Origin of the sequence: Anoxybacillus sp. UARK-01, from assembly GCF_002075365.1 — a bacterium.
Taxonomy (GTDB): Bacteria; Bacillota; Bacilli; order Bacillales; family Anoxybacillaceae; genus Anoxybacteroides; species Anoxybacteroides rupiense.
In genome coordinates, this window is record NZ_NASY01000048.1 from 19,794 (window position 1) to 41,610 (window position 21,817).

Annotated in this window: 20 protein-coding genes; 16 read left to right on the plus strand and 4 right to left on the minus strand. The window is 43.8% G+C overall.

Translation table 11 applies throughout. The annotated features are described in order from the left end of the window. Position 1: 1 nt before the first annotated feature. Positions 2-859 (minus strand): carbon-nitrogen hydrolase family protein, encoded by an 858-nt coding sequence (locus B6A27_RS14850; protein ID WP_080862497.1) that lies wholly within the window; start codon positions 857-859, stop codon positions 2-4. 298 nt (positions 860-1,157) lie between these two features. Continuing rightward, a complete protein-coding gene (hxlR, locus tag B6A27_RS14855) occupies positions 1,158-1,523 on the minus strand; it encodes a transcriptional activator HxlR (RefSeq protein ID WP_044742606.1) in 366 nt (121 codons plus the stop codon). 349 nt (positions 1,524-1,872) lie between these two features. On the opposite strand from hxlR, the gene B6A27_RS14860 reads away from it, so the two are divergent. Both B6A27_RS14860 and B6A27_RS14865 read left to right on the plus strand, forming a co-directional pair. Beyond that, entirely contained in the window at positions 1,873-2,244 is a 372-nt protein-coding gene (locus tag B6A27_RS14860; RefSeq protein WP_066148956.1) for an SH3 domain-containing protein, read from the plus strand. A gap of 293 nt (positions 2,245-2,537) precedes the next feature. Beyond that, on the plus strand, positions 2,538-3,965 hold the full coding sequence (locus tag B6A27_RS14865; RefSeq protein ID WP_080862498.1) for a polysaccharide deacetylase family protein: 1,428 nt from the start codon (positions 2,538-2,540) through the stop codon (positions 3,963-3,965). A 248-nt stretch (positions 3,966-4,213) separates the two neighbouring features. Here B6A27_RS14865 and B6A27_RS14870 read toward each other — a convergent pair whose 3' ends face one another. Continuing rightward, complete coding sequence (locus B6A27_RS14870) at positions 4,214-4,657, minus strand: VOC family protein (RefSeq protein WP_044742605.1); 444 nt, start codon at positions 4,655-4,657, stop codon at positions 4,214-4,216. A gap of 154 nt (positions 4,658-4,811) precedes the next feature. On the opposite strand from B6A27_RS14870, the gene B6A27_RS14875 reads away from it, so the two are divergent. From B6A27_RS14875 to B6A27_RS14895, 5 genes are all read left to right on the plus strand, one after another. Continuing rightward, positions 4,812-5,738: a helix-turn-helix transcriptional regulator gene (locus B6A27_RS14875; RefSeq protein ID WP_080862499.1), complete on the plus strand. Its 927-nt coding sequence runs from the start codon at positions 4,812-4,814 to the stop codon at positions 5,736-5,738. A 115-nt stretch (positions 5,739-5,853) separates the two neighbouring features. Continuing rightward, positions 5,854-6,603: an oxygen-insensitive NADPH nitroreductase gene (gene nfsA / locus B6A27_RS14880; protein ID WP_080862500.1), complete on the plus strand. Its 750-nt coding sequence runs from the start codon at positions 5,854-5,856 to the stop codon at positions 6,601-6,603. Positions 6,604-6,670: 67 nt separating this feature from the next. Beyond that, positions 6,671-7,501 (plus strand): AraC family transcriptional regulator, encoded by an 831-nt coding sequence (locus B6A27_RS14885; protein ID WP_044742602.1) that lies wholly within the window; start codon positions 6,671-6,673, stop codon positions 7,499-7,501. A gap of 105 nt (positions 7,502-7,606) precedes the next feature. Next, entirely contained in the window at positions 7,607-8,830 is a 1,224-nt protein-coding gene (locus B6A27_RS14890; RefSeq protein ID WP_044742613.1) for a multidrug efflux MFS transporter, read from the plus strand. Positions 8,831-8,845: 15 nt separating this feature from the next. Then, entirely contained in the window at positions 8,846-9,415 is a 570-nt protein-coding gene (locus B6A27_RS14895; RefSeq protein WP_044742601.1) for a hydrolase, read from the plus strand. A gap of 446 nt (positions 9,416-9,861) precedes the next feature. Here B6A27_RS14895 and B6A27_RS14900 read toward each other — a convergent pair whose 3' ends face one another. Then, complete coding sequence (locus B6A27_RS14900; RefSeq protein ID WP_044742600.1) at positions 9,862-10,437, minus strand: helix-turn-helix domain-containing protein; 576 nt, start codon at positions 10,435-10,437, stop codon at positions 9,862-9,864. A gap of 211 nt (positions 10,438-10,648) precedes the next feature. Here B6A27_RS14900 and B6A27_RS14905 point away from each other — a divergent pair, with 211 nt between their 5' ends. The 9 genes from B6A27_RS14905 (at position 10,649) to B6A27_RS14945 (ending at position 21,805) form a co-directional block, all read left to right on the plus strand. Next, positions 10,649-11,341 (plus strand): AzlC family ABC transporter permease, encoded by a 693-nt coding sequence (locus B6A27_RS14905; protein WP_080862501.1) that lies wholly within the window; start codon positions 10,649-10,651, stop codon positions 11,339-11,341. Then, the gene (locus B6A27_RS14910) at positions 11,334-11,651 is read left to right on the plus strand and encodes an AzlD domain-containing protein (protein ID WP_066148960.1); all 318 of its coding nucleotides are present in this window, start codon (positions 11,334-11,336) and stop codon (positions 11,649-11,651) included. Before B6A27_RS14905 ends, B6A27_RS14910 begins: the two co-directional genes overlap by 8 nt. Before the next feature lie 432 nt (positions 11,652-12,083). Then, a complete protein-coding gene (locus tag B6A27_RS14915; protein WP_080862502.1) occupies positions 12,084-13,319 on the plus strand; it encodes a Zn-dependent hydrolase in 1,236 nt (411 codons plus the stop codon). A gap of 286 nt (positions 13,320-13,605) precedes the next feature. Beyond that, on the plus strand, positions 13,606-15,096 hold the full coding sequence (locus B6A27_RS14920; protein WP_080862503.1) for an NCS1 family transporter: 1,491 nt from the start codon (positions 13,606-13,608) through the stop codon (positions 15,094-15,096). Positions 15,097-15,515: 419 nt separating this feature from the next. Next, positions 15,516-16,313 carry a pyridoxine/pyridoxal/pyridoxamine kinase gene (pdxK, locus tag B6A27_RS14925; protein ID WP_080862504.1) on the plus strand — a complete coding sequence of 266 codons (798 nt, stop codon included), beginning with the start codon at positions 15,516-15,518 and terminating at the stop codon, positions 16,311-16,313. An 876-nt stretch (positions 16,314-17,189) separates the two neighbouring features. Beyond that, on the plus strand, positions 17,190-17,975 hold the full coding sequence (locus B6A27_RS14930) for a 2,3-dihydro-2,3-dihydroxybenzoate dehydrogenase (RefSeq protein WP_066148965.1): 786 nt from the start codon (positions 17,190-17,192) through the stop codon (positions 17,973-17,975). Between the two features lie 22 nt (positions 17,976-17,997). Continuing rightward, on the plus strand, positions 17,998-19,236 hold the full coding sequence (gene dhbC, locus B6A27_RS14935; RefSeq protein WP_080862505.1) for an isochorismate synthase DhbC: 1,239 nt from the start codon (positions 17,998-18,000) through the stop codon (positions 19,234-19,236). A 17-nt stretch (positions 19,237-19,253) separates the two neighbouring features. Beyond that, a complete protein-coding gene (locus B6A27_RS14940; protein ID WP_044742592.1) occupies positions 19,254-20,879 on the plus strand; it encodes a (2,3-dihydroxybenzoyl)adenylate synthase in 1,626 nt (541 codons plus the stop codon). A 23-nt stretch (positions 20,880-20,902) separates the two neighbouring features. Then, the gene (locus tag B6A27_RS14945; protein ID WP_066148967.1) at positions 20,903-21,805 is read left to right on the plus strand and encodes an isochorismatase family protein; all 903 of its coding nucleotides are present in this window, start codon (positions 20,903-20,905) and stop codon (positions 21,803-21,805) included. The last annotated feature ends 12 nt before the right edge of the window (positions 21,806-21,817 follow it).

The following is a 21,817-nucleotide window of genomic DNA, read 5'->3' on the forward strand; positions in this document are numbered from 1 at the left end:
CTTATTTCCAATCCGGATATAAATCTGTGCGGCGGTCGCGCCATGTTGTCACCGATCCGCGCTCGCGAACTTGATATAGCAGATCTAAATCAAGATCAGCGGTCACGACCATATCATGATTGATTTCCCCTTCCACTAAAATGCCGCGCGGAGGGAACGGGATGTCATTTGGGGTAATGACAGCCGCTTGGCCGAAGTTCGCGCGCATAAAGTCGACGGTTGGAAGCGAACCGACTGTGCCGGTTGTCACGACATATACTTGATTTTCAATGGCTCTTGCGTGGCTCGTATAGCGAACCCGATGAAATCCATGACGATCATCGGTGCAAGAAGGACAGAAAATCACATCCGCTCCTTTTGCTTTGGCCATGCGAACGATTTCTGGGAACTCAATGTCATAACATGTCAACATCGCAATCGTTCCTTTTTCCGTCTCAAACACTTGCAATCCTTCGCCAGGAGACATGTTCCATTCTTTCACTTCCGTAGGTGTAATGTGCAGCTTTGCTTGTTCGGCGACTCTGCCATCTGGATAAAATAAATGAGCCACGTTGTACAATTTGTCACCTTTGCGAATAACATGGGTTCCCGCAATGATATGCATCTTTGTTTTCTTCGCCCAATCTATAAATAAAGAACGATAGGATTCTGTAAAATCAGGCAATTCTTGGATGGTCAAAGGCCGGCCTTTGCCACTTTCGATGGACATCAGTTGGGTGGTAAAAAATTCTGGGAATAACACGAAATCCGCTTCAAATTCTTGGGCGGTTTTTATATAATGCGCCACTTGCTGGGCAAATTCTTTGAATGAGTGGATCGTATGCAAATGATACTGAACAGCAGAAACTCTGATTTTCATCATCCCATGCTCCTTTCTTGACATTCACGGCCGAAATTTTTCATGATTCACCCATGAAATGGTGATACTGATATTATTAGATACATGAGCCATTTTCACAAGTACACACTTTTATAGCACTTAGTGTAAAAAAGTATACTATAGGAAGCGGATGATAGCGTGAAAAGAGGACGGGCAAACGATGAATAAACATTTCGCAAGGACAACCGGCATCTCTCCATGTCCTTGCGACTGAAAAAGCAATCCATCATCTTGATTGATCACATGAATTCCCTAAACCATGCGGGAAAGGGAATGTTTATTTCATAGGCTCGTTGCTGGATACGTGGTCCTTTGCGACCGTCTCCATATAGTTTTTCCCCCATTCATACATGGCATCGAGAATCGGCATGAGGCTTTTTCCGAGCTCTGTTAAAGAATACTCCACTTTTGGAGGTACGACAGGATAGACTTTTCGGTGAATAATGAGGTCTTCTTCCAGTTCCCGCAGTTGATTGACAAGCATTCTCTGAGTAATTCCTGGCATAAGAGCCTTAAGTTCGCTAAATCGCTTTGTTCCTTCTTTTCCAAGATGCCACAAAACTAACATTTTCCATTTGCCGCCGATAACGGCGAGTGTCAATTCTTTTTCGCAATTATACGTTTTTCCACAAACACGTCCCAAATTGGCTCACCTCCGTGTCTATTATAACGAAGATTTCAAACGAAACACCATTTCCGCGCGAGTGGATAAAAGTGTAAAAACCGAGCGGGGAACATGTCCTGATTTTGCCTGCTCATGTGAAAAACGGATCAGAAGGTCTTTTTCTACCTTACGACAAGTTGAACGACCGTTTTTACAGGTTTGTTTGATTATAGTATGATAGGAATATGCTTATGAGAGCGGCTGATTTGTGAAAATCCCTACTTTTCTGTTCGAAGAATGGATTATTTTTAGCGTAGATTCAAAAATAATTTTAAATGATGAATGATATAGTTATAAAGGTGTGTCTTTTTTATTCGGGGGTGTTTTTTTGAAAAGGGATGATAGCAAAACTTATAAAGCAATCAAACAACATAAGAGCCATTATCCGAATCCAATCAAGCTGCGCAAAGGGGAAACGGTTATCATTGGTGAAAAATATAATGGAAATGAAGACTGGAAAAATGGGATATACTGTTTCACTGTTGATAATCGCTTAGAAGGCTGGGTGCCAGAACAAATCATCAAAAAACAAGGGAAACATGGGGTAATTGTAGAGGATTATACGGCGAAAGAATTAGATGTTGAAATCGGTGAACAATTAATAAAATGCAAAGAACTCAATGGGTGGTATTGGATGAAAAAAATAGAAACACTAGAAGAAGGCTGGGTGCCGATTGAGAATGTAGTAGAATTAAAATGAACGTATTCAATCTGAATATCTAGGAGCCTCTGTCCTTTATACTTATGCATGAATATAGTGAAGGATGAATGTAAAACGCTTCAAAGGATCTGTTTTTGACGATGCAGGTGTCTGAGCGGCATCGTTTTTAGGTTCGTCTTTTGGGCGTTTGGTTTACCGTTCGTCCTTTGTTGTGCGCTGAAGGCAAGTCCAAAGACTTGTCTTGCGATTGTGGGTTTTTATGGACGTTATGCATTCCGTTTTAAGTGCATGTATATAAGTGAAAACGCTAGTGAATTAGAAGGTGCGACATTTTGAAAACAACGAGACTTCATGACAAGATATTGATTTTTATGATGATCGCAGGAATCGCTCTCAGCCTGTTTTTTTTCATAAAGGGAGATGGGGCTAAGCATCAAGATCATCATATCAAAGGAAAAAACGAGAAGATGGAGCATACCAAATACTCTGGTGTGGATATTATCACCAATACGGACGATGAAGAAACGTACCGCAGCGCGATTCATTACCCGAAATTTCAAGGGGAGCGATTAAATCGTGAAATCGGTCAATATGTCAAAAGCACGGAACAAAAATTCCATGAAGAGTTGGGCAAAGGTGATCAAACCTTTTTAAAGAAACGTCCGGCTGTTTTTTACTTGACCTTTGACATTTATCCAGTGATGGATCATATTTATTCTATTGTTTTTCATGAAGAAAGCTATTATGGAGGAGCAAACGGTAATCAACGTGTAAAAGTTTTCATTGTAGATGTGGAAAATGATCAATTCATTAACCAAACAGAGATGATTCAGAATACCGAACAAGCGAAAGAAAAGCTATACCATCTTTTACTGAATGCCTTTAAGCAGTCCAAGCAATACGGTCCATTTTTGTTTGAAGAAGAATTAGAAAATAAAATGAAACAAGATGGTGCATATGCCAATATGTATTTGACTAACCAGTCATTCGTATTTATTTTTGATAAATATGAAGTAACGGCGGGGGCTGCGGGAACGCCTGAAATCTCACTGTCCTATGATCAAGTCAAAAATATTTTAACAGAGAAATGGGCGGATCGGTTAAGCATTATCCCTGATAAGCCGGAAGATTTAACCGTTCCGAATGGAGATCGTGGAAATGAGTCTCCTTCTAATCCGCCGGCAGAGAAGCCATCATCCCCTCCATCCAAGAGGGTGGCGCTCACCTTTGATGACGGGCCGCACCCGCAGAATACGTTGAAGATATTAAATTTATTAAAAAAGTATGAGGCTAAGGCTACTTTTTTTATGTTGGGAAGCAGGGTTGATTTTTATCCAGACATTGCTAAAAAAATAGCGGAGGAAGGGAACGAGTTAGGAAACCATACTTGGGATCACAAAGATCTGACGACTCTTAATAGCGCAGAAATAAGAAAAGAAATTCGCGATACAAATGAGATGATCAAAAAGACAACCGGTCGAGAGCCTACTGTGTTTCGCCCTCCGTACGGTGCCATAAACGATCAAGTCAAGAGAATGGTGGGCATGCCTGTTGTATTATGGACAGTCGATACGTTGGATTGGCAATCTCACGATCCTCATGCTATGCTGCAAATAGTCAAAAAAAATGTGAAAGATGGATCCATCATTTTGATGCACGATATTCATGAATCAACGGCTGAAGCCGTGGAGCCGGTGTTGAAATATTTAAAAGATGAAGGCTATACCTTTGTGACGGTTTCAGAGTTAGAACAACATTAATTGAAAAAAGAGTGAGAGACTTCTCCGGAAGTATGTTAAACAAGATTCATGGCTGAGCATTAAAAAGGAACTTTGTATGGATTTTATCAACACAACGATAGAAAGCCCCGTGGAGAAAATTCCGAGGGGCTTCGTGTCATTGCAAAATATGCCAATAAAGCGAAGGATCGCCAACAGTTCTTTTGTTTGCTTCTGCTGTCTCCCTGCGGATGAAAAGGAGTCTCGCTAAAGCCGAATAATCCCCATAATTAAAAATCGTGTCTTGTGACAACGAACTGAATGACAACACCAAATGGATCTCGAATCATGGCATAGCCGGAGCTGAAGGAGTTTGCCTGAAGCGGCATTAATACGGTCACATCTTGCTGCTCCGTAACAGCCTCATAAAGCTTTTGAATGGTTGCTTGATCTTTCGATTGTATGCACAAAGAAAAGCTATTTCCAAGTTGCCACGGTCTCGATGGATCTGTCGCTTCTTCGGCAATCATCATCTTATTTTGTCCGATTTCTAGTACCGAATGTGTAATATACTCATCTTGCCCCTCGCTATATTCAAAAGCGGGATCGATTTCTTTCATTTGCTTATAAGTCACTTTTAAAAGCACCTTGGCCTGTAAATATTTTTCGTAAAATGCGATAGCATTCGCCGCTTGGCCGTTTAAAGATAGAAACGGAATCACTTCAAAATTCATATAGCTCCCTCCTGCTTTTCATTTATGAATGTGTGGATCCATGCATAAATCATGCAAAAAAATTCATCCTACACACCCCACCTCTTAATCACCATTGCTTTTTTAGTGTATAATAAAAAGGTGACAGAATAAGGCACCAATAGAGGAGATGTTTATGAAAAAAGCCGAACGATTAAATCTGATGCTCAAATTTATCAATCAAAAAAAGCGGTTTACTTTAAGTGACTTAATGGCTGAATTTCACATTTCCAAAAGAACGGCCCTTCGCGACATCGCTTCGTTGGAAGAAATGGGAGCGCCCATATATGTAGAGTATGGACGGAACGGAGGATATTACTTGCTCAATCAAATGAAATTACCGCCCATCTCCTTTAGTAGCCAAGAAGTGTATGCCCTCTATCTTTCGCTTCAAGTATTAGAAGGATTTACCGATCTCCCGTTTAAAGTCACCTATGAATCGATTCATAAAAAGTTCCATGATGCTTTAAGCGATCAGCAAAAGGAGAAGATCGCCAGAATCAAAAACAGGGTAGTGTTTTATCAAACGAAACAGGTAACCAAATGTCCCTTTCTGGAGATGATGATGACCGCGATTATTGAGCATAACGTGCTAAAAATCCGTTACCGTGATGCGGAGCGATTGATTCAGCCATTGGTTATTTACGCTTTAAAAGGACATTGGTATTGCCAAAGCTTTGATATGGAAAAGAGGGAATATCGCGTTTTTCGCTGTGACCGCATCTTGCATGCAGAGTTGACGGAAACAGAGCCTTTGAACGAATTGGAGCATGTTACGATGTTAAATAGCCACTCTTTATGGAAGCCTTCCGAGAAGGCGATATCGTTTAAGTGTTTACTGGATGACGGCGGGATCGCTATTTTTCAAACCGAGCATTATCCTTCGATGCGGCTTGTTCACGAGGAGAATCACACCTATTTAATAGGCACCTTTGAGCCAAATGAATGGAATTTTATCGTGAGATACTTAAGCAGGTATGGAAAATCGTTAAAAATCATTGAGCCGGAGGAATTGAAAATACATATGAAAGAATATTATATGGATTTCATTCGTCAGTTATAAAAAATAAAAAGACAACTATCCCCAAGCTAAAAACCATGAGGAAAAAGGCTGAATTTGTTATGATCATGATGAACCATTCAGAAATTTTGCATGGCTTGTATAGGAGGGAAATCCAATGAATCCAGTCATTGAAACGATTTTACAGCACCGTTCTATTCGGAATTTTGCGGATCGGCCTTTGTCCGATGAGCAAATTCGCACCATTGTCGAGTGCGCCCAAGCGGCCTCTACGTCCAGCTTTGTTCAAGCTTACTCAATCATTGGAGTCAAAAATAAAGAAGTGAAACGAAAGCTTGCCGAGCTGGCTGGGAATCAGTCTTATGTAGAGAATAATGGCCACTTTTTTGTCTTTTGCGCGGATTTATATCGCCATCAAATCATTGGTGAAATGGAACATATGGATGTATCGGCGTCATTAGAAAGCACCGAAAAGTTTATGGTCTCCCTGATCGACACGGCGTTGGCTGCGCAAAATGCTGTAATAGCGGCGGAGTCGATGGGATTGGGAGTCTGTTATATCGGGGGTTTACGGAACCATTTACCTGAAGTATGTGAACTCTTAAACATCCCGCAACGGGTCATTCCGTTATTCGGAATTGCCGTAGGATATCCGGCGCAAGCCCCAGACAAAAAGCCGCGGTTGCCTTTTCAGCATATTTACCATGAGGATACATACCGGCAGGATCGCACCGAGTTCGAAAAACAATTGGGGCAATATAATGAAGTGATTTCTTCATATTATCAAAAACGCACCAATGGAAAACGGGATGACACATGGACGGAACAAATGGCCAATATGTTAAGTAAGCCAGTCAGAATGTATATGAAGGAATTTGTCGAAAGCCAAGGCTTCAACTTAAAATAGCTTTTATTGCGATATCGGATATGGATGGAAAGCGGGCACAGGAACTATTTTTTACTTTGGAGGCCATATGAAAATTAGTAAGCTTTATTTTCATATTCATTATTGCAATTGGAAGGACCCCCATTCATCGGGAAATCGTGTGCGGAAAGTCGCCAGAACTTTGCAGCATCATGCTTTCCTATTTTTTGATAAAGGGAAGGGCAATTTTACGATCGGAAAAAAGCGATATGCCATTCAAGAAGGCAGGCTGTTTTATGTTGCTCCTCATGTATTCCATTCGCTTGAACTGGATCCAAAGACGCCTTTCTGTTGTCTTACCGTCCATTTTAGCTATGCGAGCGTGCATTTTAATGATCTGCAATGGGAGATCAAACAAGAGACGGATATCCTTCCTTTGCCGTCTGTTCAAGAAGTGAAAGACAATTATCAGGTGGGAGATCTGTTTAAAAAATTAGTGGATAGCTGGAATGCGAAGCTGCCCGGATATGAATTTCTTGCGAAAACGCTGCTGCAGCAATTGCTCATTGCCCTTTATCAAAACAATAAAAGGAAAGATCGCAATGATTCTGTCGCTTTAAAAGTGGAAAAAATGATTCAGTATATGCATCAAAACGTGACGCGAAAGATAACGTTGGCTGAATTGTCGGAAATGACACAGCTATCCCCTTCCTATTTGTCGAGAATGTTTAAAGACATTACCGGATATTCTGTGATTGGTTTTTTTAATAAGATCAAAATGGATAAAGCAAAAGAATTGATGATGGAAGGCAACAAAAAAGTGAAAGAAGTGGCGCAGGCGCTTGGGTTTGTTGATGAGTTTTATTTTAGCCGGCTATTCAAGCGAATGGAAGGGATCAGTCCTTCTGAATTTTATAGCAAAAATGTCCATGGATTATAATATCGTGCATGGTATAAAGCCCATCCGGAAGCTAAAATGAGAATGTGATTGTTCATTGTTCTTGCTGGACAATGGAATGATAAGCAGAAGGAGGGCTTATTTTTTTTGCAAATTTGGAAGAGGAATTTATTGGTCTGCTGGTTTGGAATGTTTGTCACAAGTGTCGGAATGAGCCAGCTTGCGCCCGTATTGCCGCTCTATATTAAGCAGCTTGGCGTTCACAACTCCGCTTCCATTGATCAATTTTCCGGAATGGCTTTTGGGATTACTTATATCATTTCTGCCATTTTTTCGCCGATTTGGGGGCGGGCGGCAGACAAATTTGGACGAAAGCCGATGCTTTTGCGGGCGAGTCTTGGCATGGCCATCGTGATAGGTTGGATGGGATTTGCCCGCAATGTGTATGAGCTGATCGGCTTAAGGGCATTGCAAGGAGTGATTACAGGCTATGGTACAGCCTGTACGACCTTGATTGCCACGCAGACGGATCATGAACACGCCGGCTGGGCTCTAGGAACACTTTCAACCGCCAATATCGCTGGTTCTTTGCTCGGACCGTTGATTGGCGGCTTTATCGAAGATCATTTTGGTTTGCAAAATGTCTTTTTGATGACAGGAGCCCTTTTGCTGATCGCCTTTGTGGCCACCGCTTTATTTGTGCAAGAAGTTTTTTCTCGACAAAACCGAGAGGCGCTTAGCAGCAAAGAGGTGTGGAATATTGTTCCTGAAAAAAGCCTGACGATCACGTTGCTTGTCACCTTTTTTATATTGACGCTGGCGATGTATTCGGTTGAACCCGTTATCACTGTATATGTGGCGGAGTTATCTAAAAATGCTGATCATATTGCATTATTAGCTGGAATGATATTTTCGGCTTCGGGGCTGGCAAACATTATTGCTGCTCCAAGGTTGGGACGGCTTTCGGATCAAATTGGTGCGCAGAAGGTCATATTAGGGGCGTTAATCGTCGCTGGACTCATTTTTATCCCGCAAGCTTTTGTGCATCATCCGTGGCAGTTGATGATTCTTCGCTTTTTATTAGGATTGGCAGCAGCAGGCTTGACTCCTTCTGTTAATACGCTAGTAAAAAGAATCACACCGGATTCTTTGACAGGGAGAGTTTTTGGTTTCAGCATGGCCGCAGGGTATTTAGGCGTATTTGGCGGCTCTGTTTTTGGCGGACAAGTGGCCGCTCATTTAGGCGTTCGATATGTCTTTTTGATGACAGGAGCGCTGTTGCTGATCAATGCTTTATGGGTTTATGTGAAGGTGTATAAAAAGCTTAATTTACAACAAGAGACAATCTATATGAAAAGCAAAATATTATAATGAGGAGAGAGCGCGATGAATGAAAACATTAAAGCCGAGAAAACAGCACTTGTCGTCATTGATCTGCAAACAGGAATTGTCAATAGATCACATTCTCCTTACACAGGAGCACAAGTGGTTGAAAATGCCAGTAAATTAGTGCATGCATTCACGCAGAAGGGGGCTTTTGTTGTTCTCGTTAAAGTTTCCTCTCTAGATGGGAAGGATATGTTACAGCCGCCTGCAGACTTGAAAACCCAGTCGATCTCGTTTCCGGAAGGATGGGATCGTTTAGTGCCTGAATTCGATCAGATCCCAAATGTCCATGTAATCACCAAAAGACAATGGGGCGCATTTTATGGTACGGAGCTTGATTTGCAGCTGCGCCGCCGCGGAATTGATACGATTGTGTTATGCGGAATTTCTACTTCCATTGGTGTAGATACGACCGCACGGGAAGCATATCAGCATGGTTATCAGCAAATTTTTGTGGAAGACGCCATGACGGCTGCAACAAAAGAAGAGCATGAGTATGTTTGTCGATATATTTTTCCGAGAATCGGCCGAATTCGAACAAGTCAGGAAGTGCTTGAGCTTCTTGTTTAACATGCCCCGCCGAAAAATCTCCCACCTCTAAACGAAGTGAAGGTTATATGGAAGCAGCCAATCACTTATAAGCCCGATGTGGCGAAAAAGGATAAGTGATTTCAAACGGGCAGACATATGAAACGGGGTGCATCAAAACGAGGTCTATCATTTGTGACTCTTTCAACACACGCAGTGGATTTTGTCATGATCCTAAGCGTGTGTTTTTTGATATACGCTCATCCGCTTATCATCAAAGATGGAACTTATAACCGCCGCAAAAGCACCCTGTTTTTGCGGCGGCGGGAGGCAAGTCACTCGCTTGCCTCGGTTGTGCTCAAGTGTGATTCGACCGCTGAACAACCAGCCGCTTCTAGGCCCATTCATCGGTCCGTACGGGGTGTGGTTTAACTTGTTAAATATTGACGCATTATATTGTATCGATATGGTGTGAACTCCTCATAGCATCACGAGGAAGGAACGTATGAAATAACAAAATGCAAAATCGCCAGCGCTGAAGAGGGATTGATATATTTATGAGGGCGATCTCCTTTAAAGCGGATCGAGTCGAATTCTTCTAAATGATACGTTTGTCCGTCTACCTCCACTGCTAGTTGTCCAGACATAACCGTTACAAATTCAACCACCCCTGGCCGATGGGCTTCTGAAGTATATTCTCCATATGGCTGCAAATATCCGCGATACAGTTCCATAGAACCGTGGGAGTGAAATAACGGTTCAGCAATGAATACCTCATTGGAGCTGCTCAATTTAAGAGCATCCTGCTTCCTTGCGATGGAGACCTCTGCTTCGATCGATAATAGTGCCGTAATGGGAATATGGAGGCCATTGGCGATTCTCCAGATGACGGATAAGGTTGGATTGGCTTCTCCATGTTCAATTTTAAGTAGTGTTAATTTACTGACACCGGTTTGTTTAGCTAGTGCTTCGATACTCATTCCTTTACTGATTCGAAATTGCCGGAGATTGGCGCCGATGCGCTTTCCTACATTTTGTTCTTCAAAGGCTGCTTCCTTGTTCATGTTGACCTCCTTTATCAATAACATTGTATATTTCATTAAATGAAAAAGTATATTTTAATATACAAAATGTAATTTTTTATATTATAATATATTATAAGTATATTTTATTATATCAGCTTTTTCTCTCCTTATATACTATAAAGTTTTTCTTTGAAGGACAGGCGGGAATGAGTAAGTAGGGTTCATTTCAACATAAGGAGTGGTAAGTAAAATGAGCGATAAAAAGAAATCTTGGAAAGATGGGATAGCTGAAGCACTGCCGCTGGCCATTGCGATCGGGGCATACGGATTGTCTTACGGTGTGCTTGCTGTACAAGCGCACTTTAGCTGGATCAGTGCGGTGGCGATGTCTATGTTTGTCTTTTCTGGCTCTGTTCAACTGATAACCGTGGCAATGCTTACTTCGGGAGCTAGTGTCGGCAGTGTTTTCGTTACCGCCACACTACTTAATTTGCGTAACTTATTATACGGTGCTGCTCTTGCTGAAGACATTGCGCCCGCGAAGAAATGGCGCTGGCTGCTCTCCTTTGGTGTATCTGATGAACCTTTTGTATTAGGAAGCTCGCGGTTTAAGAAGTATGGACCGGATCCGCTTTATTTTGCGGTTGTGGCCGGAACCTTTTATTTTGTTTGGGTGGTCTCCTCATTGGTTGGTTCGCTCATGAGCAATCAAGCCGACCCGCAAAAATGGGGGCTGGATTTGGCCTTTCCGGTGACGTTTGCTGCTCTGCTCATTCCGGGCATTAGAGAAAAACCGGCGGTAGCGACGGCACTGGCTGCTGTCTTCATTGCGCTTGGGCTTGAAGCTTGGCAGCCAGGAAATGAGTGGACCATTATTGTGACTGGAATGGTCGCGCCGTTTGCGGGTCTTTATTGGAGCAGGGGGGCTCAACAACATGCTTAACCATTGGCTTCTGATCGGTTTACTATCTGTTTCTACTTATCTGACGCGGCTGCTCGGTGTGGAAGTAATGGCGGGGCGCCGGATGAGTCCAGTTTTACGCTTGTATTTTAGCTATGTGCCGATTGGCATTATGTCCGCACTTATTATCAAACAAGTTTTTCTTCCCGCAGGCGGGGAGCTAACCTTCTCGCCGCCTGTTTTGCTCGGCTGCTTAGCTGCGGCTATCGTGATGAAAATCAGCAACCTGTTTCTTCCTTCTGTTGTAGTTGGCGTTGTCATAGGTTGGTTTGTTCGCTATTTTGGAGGATAGGAGGACCGTGTTATATATTTGCAACCTATTCAAATTAAATCATTAACATACCTGAAATAGCCGACAAGGGAAATCGTATGCGAACATCCTGCATACGGTTTTTTATCATATCGTACAATGGATATCTTGTCCTTTTTCAAGAATCAAGCGCCGTCGTCTCGGATTGCGCTTTTCTTATGAACAAAAGAAGTGAATGGGCATGCCCGTGCTATTCTCCAAATCGCTGGAATATCATGTTATCATGGGCTGAATGAGCTCCATTGATAAGTCCAGTGATTTTTACATTTTGTATGACAAACGAAGAATAAGAGTTACATAATGTGTAATGAAATATAACATCAGACATCATTATAATAAAACATAATGAATATTTATTGTTTTCGGAATAATAAAAATATAAAAATGCCTGTTTGAAAGGAGCGAACGTTTTATATGGAAACACAAAAACGATTATTAGTCAATGGCGACAGATTGAAGGAAACATTGGAAACATTCGCTGATTTTGGCCGTACAGCTCATAACGGTGTTACACGATTAGCGTTGTCGAAAGAAGATCAGCAGGCGCGAAATTATTTTTGTGAATGCTGCAAACAGCTAGGAATGGCCATAAAAGTAGATGATATGGGAACCATTTATGCGACATTGCCAGGAGTAGAAAACAAGCCGCCCATTGTCATCGGTTCTCATCTCGATACGGTAAAAAAAGGCGGTCGCTTTGATGGGGTACTAGGGGTGGCCGCCGGTTTGGAAGTAGCCCGTACATTAGTAGAAAATCAAATTCAACCAAAAATTCCGCTGACGATTGTCAATTTTACCAATGAAGAAGGAGCTAGATTCGAGCCGTCCATGATGGCGTCAGGAGTTTTATCAGGAAAATTTGCGAAGGAAGTGATGCTGCAAAAGGCAGATGCGGACGGAGTGACGTTTGCGGAAGCCTTGAAAGCAAGCGGATATGCCGGGCAGCCGGAAAATCGTTTAACCGAGGCAACCGCTTTTATTGAACTGCATATTGAACAAGGGCCTATATTGGAACAAGAATCATTAACCATTGGCGTAGTGGAATGCGTCGTAGGCATGGTGTGTTATGAAATCGAGGTAACTGGAGAATCCAATCATGCGGGAACGACACCAATGACGATGAGAAAGGATGCCTTGTTTAAGGCTAACGAACTTATCATGGAAGCGCGCCGTCGGCTTGGATCACTTGATCAGGCGCTTGTCTTTACAATCGGTAGAATGGATGTCTCTCCTAATATTCATACGGTGATTCCAAACAAAGTCGTGTTTTCTCTGGAAGCGAGACATCAAAATCCGGATATCATCAAGCAGGTTGAAGGCATCATTCAAGGATTGACGCAGACATCGGAAGCGGATGGCTGCACGGTAACTGTAAAGAAATTGTGGGGACGGGATACGGTTTGGTTTGACAGCGGGCTTTGCCAACAGCTGGAGCAATCGGCTCGGTCGCTAGGATACTCATATAAAAGAATGGTAAGCGGAGCAGGGCATGATGCGCAATTTATCGCCAGTTATATACCGACGGCGATGATTTTTGTGCCGAGTGTTAAAGGAAAGAGTCATTGTGAAGAAGAGTTGACGGCGTGGAAGGATTGCGAAAAAGGCGTGAATGTTTTGCTTGATGCTGTTTGTGCACTGCAATCGATCTAAAACAGCGCTCTTGAAGGAGGAAGGGTTACAGCTGCTCTCGTTATATAGCAAAAAGATGTAAACAAATAGGATCAACGGAGACCGATTTCTTCTTCACAGATTCATGAAGCAAAAGGAGGGGTTTTGCTAGTTTCAAAGCTATTGAATGGGGCCGTGAAACGGTTCGTTCTTCGGCCCTCTAACCGTCGCGCGAATGGCCATACGAAACATTCTGGAGAATAGATGGCGAGTTCTGTGGTGAAGCTAGAGTCCGTTGAGAATGTATAAGGAAAAGGGAGGTATACCCATGGCGAAGAAGAGCAATTATTTGAAGTCTCCAGATTTGCTTCCGATTGGGCAGTCGAAAAGAAATATAGGAACGTTTGGCTTTGCTGTGATTTGGGTGGGAATGGCGATTGTGCTGGCTGCATTTGCCATTGGCGGATCGGCGATCCAAAGCTTGCCGCTATGGCTTGTCATCGTGGCTACACTGCTAGGGTCTATCGGTATCGGGGTCTTTATGGTTATTATTGGGGATATTGGCGTCGAGCACGGGCTTTCCTTTCCTGTTTATATGAGGGCTCCGTTCGGAACCATTGGGACTCATATTCCTTCGATCGTGCGCGGAGTAACAGCCGCCTGCTGGTTTGGAATTAACACCTATTTTGGAGCTTCCGCTATTAATGGGATTTTACATTTATTAGTCGGATTTGATAATTGGTTTCTTTGTTTTCTTTTGTTCGCGGCGGTCCAGCTCCTGAATACGGCACTCGGAATCAAATCAATTGAACGATTTGCGGATTTAGCTGCGCCCATTATTATTTTAATTTCCTGTTGGATGTATATCACCTTATCGGACCAAGCGGCAGAAGCGGGCAAAGACATTTGGTCATGGGTGGAAAGTCCGGCGACAGGAGGAGCCGCTTTTACAGCGTTTATGATTATTGTGATGGCTAATATGGGCTTTTGGGGAACATTGGCGGCGGATATGCCGTCATTATCGCGGTTTTTTAAAGCGCCTGCGTATGAGCGTAACTGGTTTAAGCGCAATAAAACCCAGCTTGTGGGCAGTTTGATTGTTATGCCGATTTTTAATACATTTATGGTGACGATTGGAGCTATATCTTATATGGCTGTTTCCAGCGCTGATCCTATTGCGGCGTTGCAACAAACAGCCAGCGGCTTTATTCTTGGAATTTTACTGCTGATGATTGTGCTGGCGCAATGGTCTACGAATACGTCTGCGAATGTCATTCCGGCGGCGACGATTTTTTCCAATGTCGGCGGTCCCAAGGTGCCGTTTTGGGTGGGAGTGATAGTGGCCGGAATCATTGGAATTCTCGCTCAGCCATGGAGTTTGTTTGATGTGCTCAACACCGCATTATTGATTATTGGCGCCATTTTATCTTCCATTGTTGGCATTTTGTTCGCTGATTATTATTTGCTTCGCAAGCGGCGAGTCAATGTAGCAGAGCTTTACGAAATGAATGGGCAATATCGGTATCACAAGGGCTTTAACTGGGCCGGCATGATCGCTTGGATCGGGGGAGGGCTTATTGCGAATCTGTTTCCGGCCTATTCGTCGCTTGTCGGCTTTGTAGCCGGTGCGCTCTTTTATTATGTGCTGGCCAAATATTGGTGGTTTAAAAAATATCCTCAAGCGGAAATGGAAGAGCCGAGGGATGAGAAATATTTGGGGATCACTGTTGGACGCGACTGGCACATCGCGACAGATGAAGAAGCGTATATGGCGCCAGAAATCGCTCATTCACCAGCGATGGAGGCGAAGGAAAATTAAGAGATAAGTTCAGCGGAATCTTGGCGTTTCTTCCTTCATATTTCTATTGTTGGTGTTACATTTGTATGACACGGTGCCATTCGTCGTTGAAAGGGGCAAGCGAAGAGCTTGGCTCTTTTTTTATGGCAGTGGGTCAATCCTGAAGACTGCTGCGTTTTTATATAATATAACAACCATATGCGTGACACATTCATTCGTTCACCGCAAATCATCCATGCATCCATGCCGAATCATTATGGAAAAGCGAAAAAGGTAACGTTTTTTGATAGGCTGTTGTCGCTCGTTTCGTTTATAATATAGTGATAGAAACTTCCTGTTCCCTGCTTTTGGCTGAGTACTGCCGAGGGCTCATGGGAAAGGGATGATAAAAAGATCATTCATATCTATTTTCATTCTGTAGGGTAAAGGGGAATCGGGATATGTTGCAAAAAGCCTTAACGATTGCTGGCTCCGATACAAGCGGCGGTGCCGGCATTCAAGCAGATTTAAAAACGTTTCAAGAGCTTAATGTATATGGAATGACGGCTCTTACGACCATTGTCACAATGGATCCAGAAACCTGGCAGCACCGAGTATTTCCATTAGGAACGGATGTGCTAGAATCTCAATTGCAGACTGCCTTTTCTGCTGAGATTGATGCCTTGAAAACAGGAATGCTCGGTTCGGTGGAGGTCATTGAGTTAGCGGCAGCCTATATTGACAAATACGAAATGGAGCGAGTGGTGATTGATCCAGTTATGGTATGCAAAGGGGAAAATGAAGTGCTCCATCCTGAAACAACCGACGCTTTGCGGGATGTCCTTGTCAAGCGTGCGCTCATTGTAACTCCGAACCTATTCGAAGCGAGCCAGCTGGCAAAAAGCGAACCCATTCGAACATTGGATGATATGAAACAAGCGGCCACGACTATTTATGAACTGGGCGCAAAGTATGTATTAATTAAAGGCGGCAAGCAATTGCAGCACGAAAAAGCCATTGATTTATTGTATGACGGAAAAGAATATCGCCTATTTGAAGCAGAAAAAGTAGAAACAACGTTTAATCACGGCGCTGGCTGTACGTATGCTGCGGCCATTACAGCTGAGCTTGCGAAGGGCCGGACTGTCGAAGATGCCGTTGGATTGGCCAAGCAATTTATCTCAAAAGCGGTCCGCCATGGCTTCCGTCTCAATGATTTTGTCGGTCCGGTGATGCATGCGGCCCACCGCCGTTTTTAACACATCCACCGAGAGTCTCTCACCTCTAAACGAAGTGAAGGTGGTGGAGGTTCATAAGCACGATTATAATAGGACTCATGGCCCCTTATAGCCTTAGCTGTTTTTCCGGCTAAGGCTATATCCGCTTTTCATGGTATCTCTATTTCCTTCTTTATCGTTCGTATTCAACAAAACCTTCTTTGACATGTAAATCCTTCTCTCTATTTGTCAAACATGATTTATTTTTTGTAGGCGTTTGTACAGTACAGATATTAAAACAGAAATTTAGTCTATATTTTAAAAGTTTTATCGTTCTCTTTCTTGAACTAAGGAGAAAATTAACTAAAAAAGCTAGATTGACTAGGCGGAAACTTGTTTTACTGTTTATTACTTAGTAAATCGCTGTCCTTTTTCTTGTATTCGGAAAATTGTCTATTTATAAATCTGGAATCTATCCATGTGCAGCAAACAGGAAATCACATATAATTCCATTGATAATAATTATCATTTTTATCATTTGTATTTTACGAGGATAGTAGATGAAAAACTAGAAATATAATCTATTGGAACTGGTTGATATGACCAAATTGCCAATTAATACTAAAGTTATTTTCTACAGAATGGGGCCAATGTAGCATTTTTTTGCTAATATCGAAAATGCATTGACGTGGAGAGGCTGTTTATGTAGCATAGTTAGTGAAGAATTTTCGATAATGATAATCATTATCAATTATGGTATGTATTTGCAACCATTTGATAATGATGATGACCATTTCTGTTTGTTTGGTTTTATGTAAAAATGCTCGACGCAGTTAGCTGAAATCAGCAAAGATGCTGGGAAGGCATGCTTCGCTAGTTGTCATTCATTGACCCATGGGCGGGAAAGGAGTGAAAAGGATGGATCAATGCGGAATAGCAGGAAAAGTGGCTCTTGTTACCGGCGCTGCCCAAGGAATTGGCGAGGCGGTAATAAGGGCTTTTGTTAAGCAAGGGGTGCTGGTTGCGGCTGTTGACCGAAATGGTGAACGATTAGATGCCCTTGTTTCTGAATTGCAGGGACAAGGTTATCGGGTGCAATCGTTTTTGGCCGACGTAGCGAATCGCACTCAAGTGGATGAAGTAGTGGAGAAAGTGGAGCAGAGTTTAGGTCCGATCGAGATTTTAGTCAATGTTGCCGGCATTTTGCGGACAGGGCCTGTAAGCAGCTTGACGGATCAAGATTGGGAAGAGGTATTCAAGGTCAATGCAACAGGTGTTTTTTATGTGTCTCGTGCTGTGAGCCGGCGTATGATTCCTCGCCGCTCGGGCGCGATTGTAACAGTAAGCTCAAACGCAGCGACGACGCCACGGATGTCAATGGCTGCTTATGCAGCGTCAAAAGCGGCTGCAACGATGTTTACGAAATGCCTTGGTTTAGAGTTGGCTCCTTATCACATTCGCTGCAACGTAGTTTCTCCTGGTTCGACTGAAACCGATATGCAGCGAGCGATGTGGACAGATGACAATGGGGCCAATAAAGTGATCGCTGGCTCATTGGAGGAATACCGCCTTGGCATTCCTTTAAAAAAGCTGGCGCAGCCTTCAGATATTGCTGATGCGGTTCTATTCCTTGCTTCTGAGCAATCACGCCATATTACACTGCATGATCTCAGAGTAGATGGAGGCGCTACGTTAGATTCATAACATTCCATGGAGGGAACGACGGATGCAAACAAAAACAATGAATCATGCTACAGCTGAACAGCTGCTTGCTGAATATAAAGCGGGGGCCTCTTTTTTTCTAGCTTCGCCGCGGCAAACTCTGTTAGCTCAAGGAATGGTTGCGGTTGTGCCAACGAATGGCTATGAAAATGAAAAAGCACAAATAATGGATCATATCAAACAAGTGTTAAAAAGGGTAAAACAACAGGGAATCAGTCATCATCCTATGGTGGTGGGCGCCATTCCTTTTGACCATCTGTATCCCGCTCAATTGATGGTGCCTTCAGAGGTGGAATGGGCCGGTCCGCTGTCCTTTGGCCAATGGAAGGAGCCGATTGAACAGCAGGCAGATCGAGAATATAAGGTAACCCCCATTCCATCACCGGAAGGCTATAAGGATGCAGTGGAACAAGGATTGCAGCGCATCAAAGCAGGGGATCTTCGCAAAATCGTTTTATCAAGATCCCTTCAGCTTACTTCAACCCAAAAGGTTGATATTCCGCGACTTTTGCGGCAACTGGCTGTACATAATCCAACAGGCTATACATTTGCTGCGGCCTTGCCAGATCGCGTTGTACGTGCTGATGCAGCGCCCCACGAAATCACCGGGAATCGCACGCTTGTTGGAGCGAGTCCGGAACTGCTCGTTGCCAAATCTGGCATGCAGGTGATCGCGAATCCATTAGCAGGTTCAGCGCCGCGCAGCAGCGATCCAGAAGAAGATCGGCGACGCGCTCAGGAGCTTCTGTCTTCAGCGAAAAATCGCCATGAGCATGCAGTTGTCATCGAAGCGGTAGCAAATGCGCTCAGACCGTTTTGCAAGACATTGGATGTGCCGGAAGAGCCTTCGCTGATTCATACAGAAACGATGTGGCATTTATCCACGGTTATTCGCGGCGAACTATCTTCATCGTCGATTACTTCGCTTGATTTGGCGTTTGCGCTTCATCCGACCCCAGCGGTTTGCGGCACGCCGACCCCAGTAGCGAAGCAGGCCATTCAAGAGATTGAACCGTTTGAACGCGGCTTTTTTACCGGAATGGTAGGATGGTGCAACGAAGAGGGAGATGGAGAATGGATCGTAACGATTCGTTGTGCCGAAATTGAAGATCATACGCTTCGCTTGTTTGCCGGTGCTGGCGTTGTAGAAGGGTCAAAGCCGGAGGAAGAATTGGCGGAAACATCGGCTAAGTTTCGCACCATGTTGTTAGCGATGGGATTAAATGACGACATTCTTAAGTAAGTACGGAGGGGAAAGCCATGTTAAGCGGATGCGTTGCCTGGCCAAAAGAATTGGCTGATTTTTATCGTAAGGAAGGATGCTGGGCGGGTGAAACGTTCGGCGATATGTTGCGGCAAAGAGCAATGAAGTATGGTGAACGGATTGCCGTTACCTCTCGAAAAAGACAGCTTACATATCAAGAGCTTGATCGGCGAGCGGACCAGCTTGCGGCGGGACTTTATCAAATGGGGATTCGCCCGAAGGATCGCGTGGTTCTTCAATTGCCTAATCAAGTGGAATTTTTTGAAGTATGCTTTGCCTTATTTCGCTTGGGGGCGCTTCCTGTCTTTGCCTTGCCTTCCCATCGATTCAGTGAAATTCGCTATTTTTGCGAGTTTAGCGAAGCGGCCGCCTATATTATTGCTGATCAGCATGCGGGATTTGATTTTCGATCACTTGCCCGGCAGGTAAAGGCAGCTGTTCCAACATTGAAGCATGTCATCGTCACAGGAGAAGCAGAAGAGTTTCTATCATTAGAAGACTTGTTTATCGAGCCGATTGAGCTCCCTATTGTCCGTTCCAGCGACATTGCGTTCTTTCAATTATCGGGCGGCAGCACAGGGTTATCAAAAATGATTCCGCGCACTCATGATGAGTATATTTACAGCCTGCGCATCAGTGCGGAAATTTGCCAGTTAAATCAAGATAGCATCTACCTTGCTGCTCTGCCGATGGCTCATAACTACCCGCTTAGCTCACCAGGAGTGCTAGGAACGTTGTATGCTGGCGGAAGAGTGGTTTTGTCGGAAAGTCCTAGCCCAGATGAGGCGTTTCCGCTGATCCAGCAGGAAAAGGTGACCATTACGGCGCTTGTGCCGCCGCTCGTTTGGATTTGGCTTGATGCCGCCTCTTCCCGGCAATATGATTTATCGAGCTTGCAAGTTTTGCAGGTCGGCGGTGCTAAATTTAGTGCGGAAGTGGCGAAAAGAGTTCAGCCTGTGTTGGGTTGCAAGCTGCAGCAAGTATACGGTATGGCTGAAGGGCTCGTTAATTATACGAGATTAGACGATCCGGAGGAAATTGTGATTCATACGCAAGGAAGGCCGATGTCACCATACGATGAAATCCGCATTGTTGATGAGGAGGATCGCGAAGTGGAACCGGGAGAAGTGGGTGAGCTGTTAACAAGGGGACCTTATACGATCCGCGGCTATTATAAAGCGGAGGCGCATAATGCAAAAGCGTTTACTTCTGATGGATTTTACCGAACGGGTGATTTAGTGCGAATGACTCCGTCCGGCTACTTGGTGGTGGAGGGGCGCGTAAAGGATCAGATTAACCGGGGCGGTGAAAAAATCGCCGCTGAGGAAATGGAAAATCATCTTCTTGCTCATCCTGCGGTACGCGATGCGGCAATTGTCTCCATGCCTGATGAATTTCTTGGCGAACGGTCATGCGCTTTTATCATTCCGCGTGATGCGTCCTTGAAAGCGACGGAATTGAGAGCATTTTTGCGAGAGCGTGGGGTAGCCGCCTTTAAAATACCGGATCGAATTGAGTTTGTTGATTCATTTCCAAAGACGCCTGTTGGAAAAATCAACAAAAGAGAATTGCGCAAAAGGATTACTGAAAAGCTGCAAGCATCTCAAAAGACAACGGTATAACCATAGAGAAAGGAAGTGGTCAGATGGGTATTCCAGCTATTCCAGCTTATCCGATGCCTTTGTTGTCAGAATTGCCGAAAAATAAAGTGTTATGGACACTTGACCCTAAGCGGGCTGTTTTATTGATCCACGATATGCAAAATTATTTTCTTGACGCTTTTACTCCAAACGCTTCTCCTTTAGTGGAGCTTGTAAGCCATATTCAACAGATTAAACAGGAATGCAAAAAGCTAGGAGTGCCTGTCGTTTACTCGGCACAGCCAGGAGGGCAAGCCCCGGAGGAGCGCGGATTGCTTCAAGATTTTTGGGGAAAAGGCATTGCCGACGATCCTTATCAAAAAGGAATTATTGATGATCTAGCGCCGGATGCCGATGATATCGTTCTGACCAAATGGCGGTATAGCGCATTCAAAAAGACGAATCTTTCTGAAATATTAAAAGAACAAGGGAGAGATCAGTTAATCATTTGCGGAGTTTACGCTCATATTGGCTGCTTATTAACAGCTAGCGATGCTTTTATGCAAGATATCCAAGTCTTTTTTGTCGCCGATGCAGTGGCTGATTTTTCGCGTGAACAGCACCAAATGGCGATCCAATATGCGGCCAGCCGTTGCGCATTTACCATGTCTACGCAGCAGCTTCTTGGGGTGTTAAAAAGAGCGCAAAATCCGCTGCCGCTCAGCTTAGAAGATGTGCGGCGTCAGGTAGCCGAGCTTCTGCAAGAGGAAGCGGCTGATCTTTCCGATCAAGAGAATTTAATCGACAGAGGATTGGACTCCATTCGCATTATGAGTTTAGTAGAAAAATGGAGAAGAGCGGGAGCAGAAGTTACCTTTGCGGATCTTGCTGCGCGGCCGACTCTTTCCGATTGGTGGAACTTATTATATTTTCCACGAGAAAAGGTGCTATCTCACCAAGATTCGTAGTAAAGGAGGCCG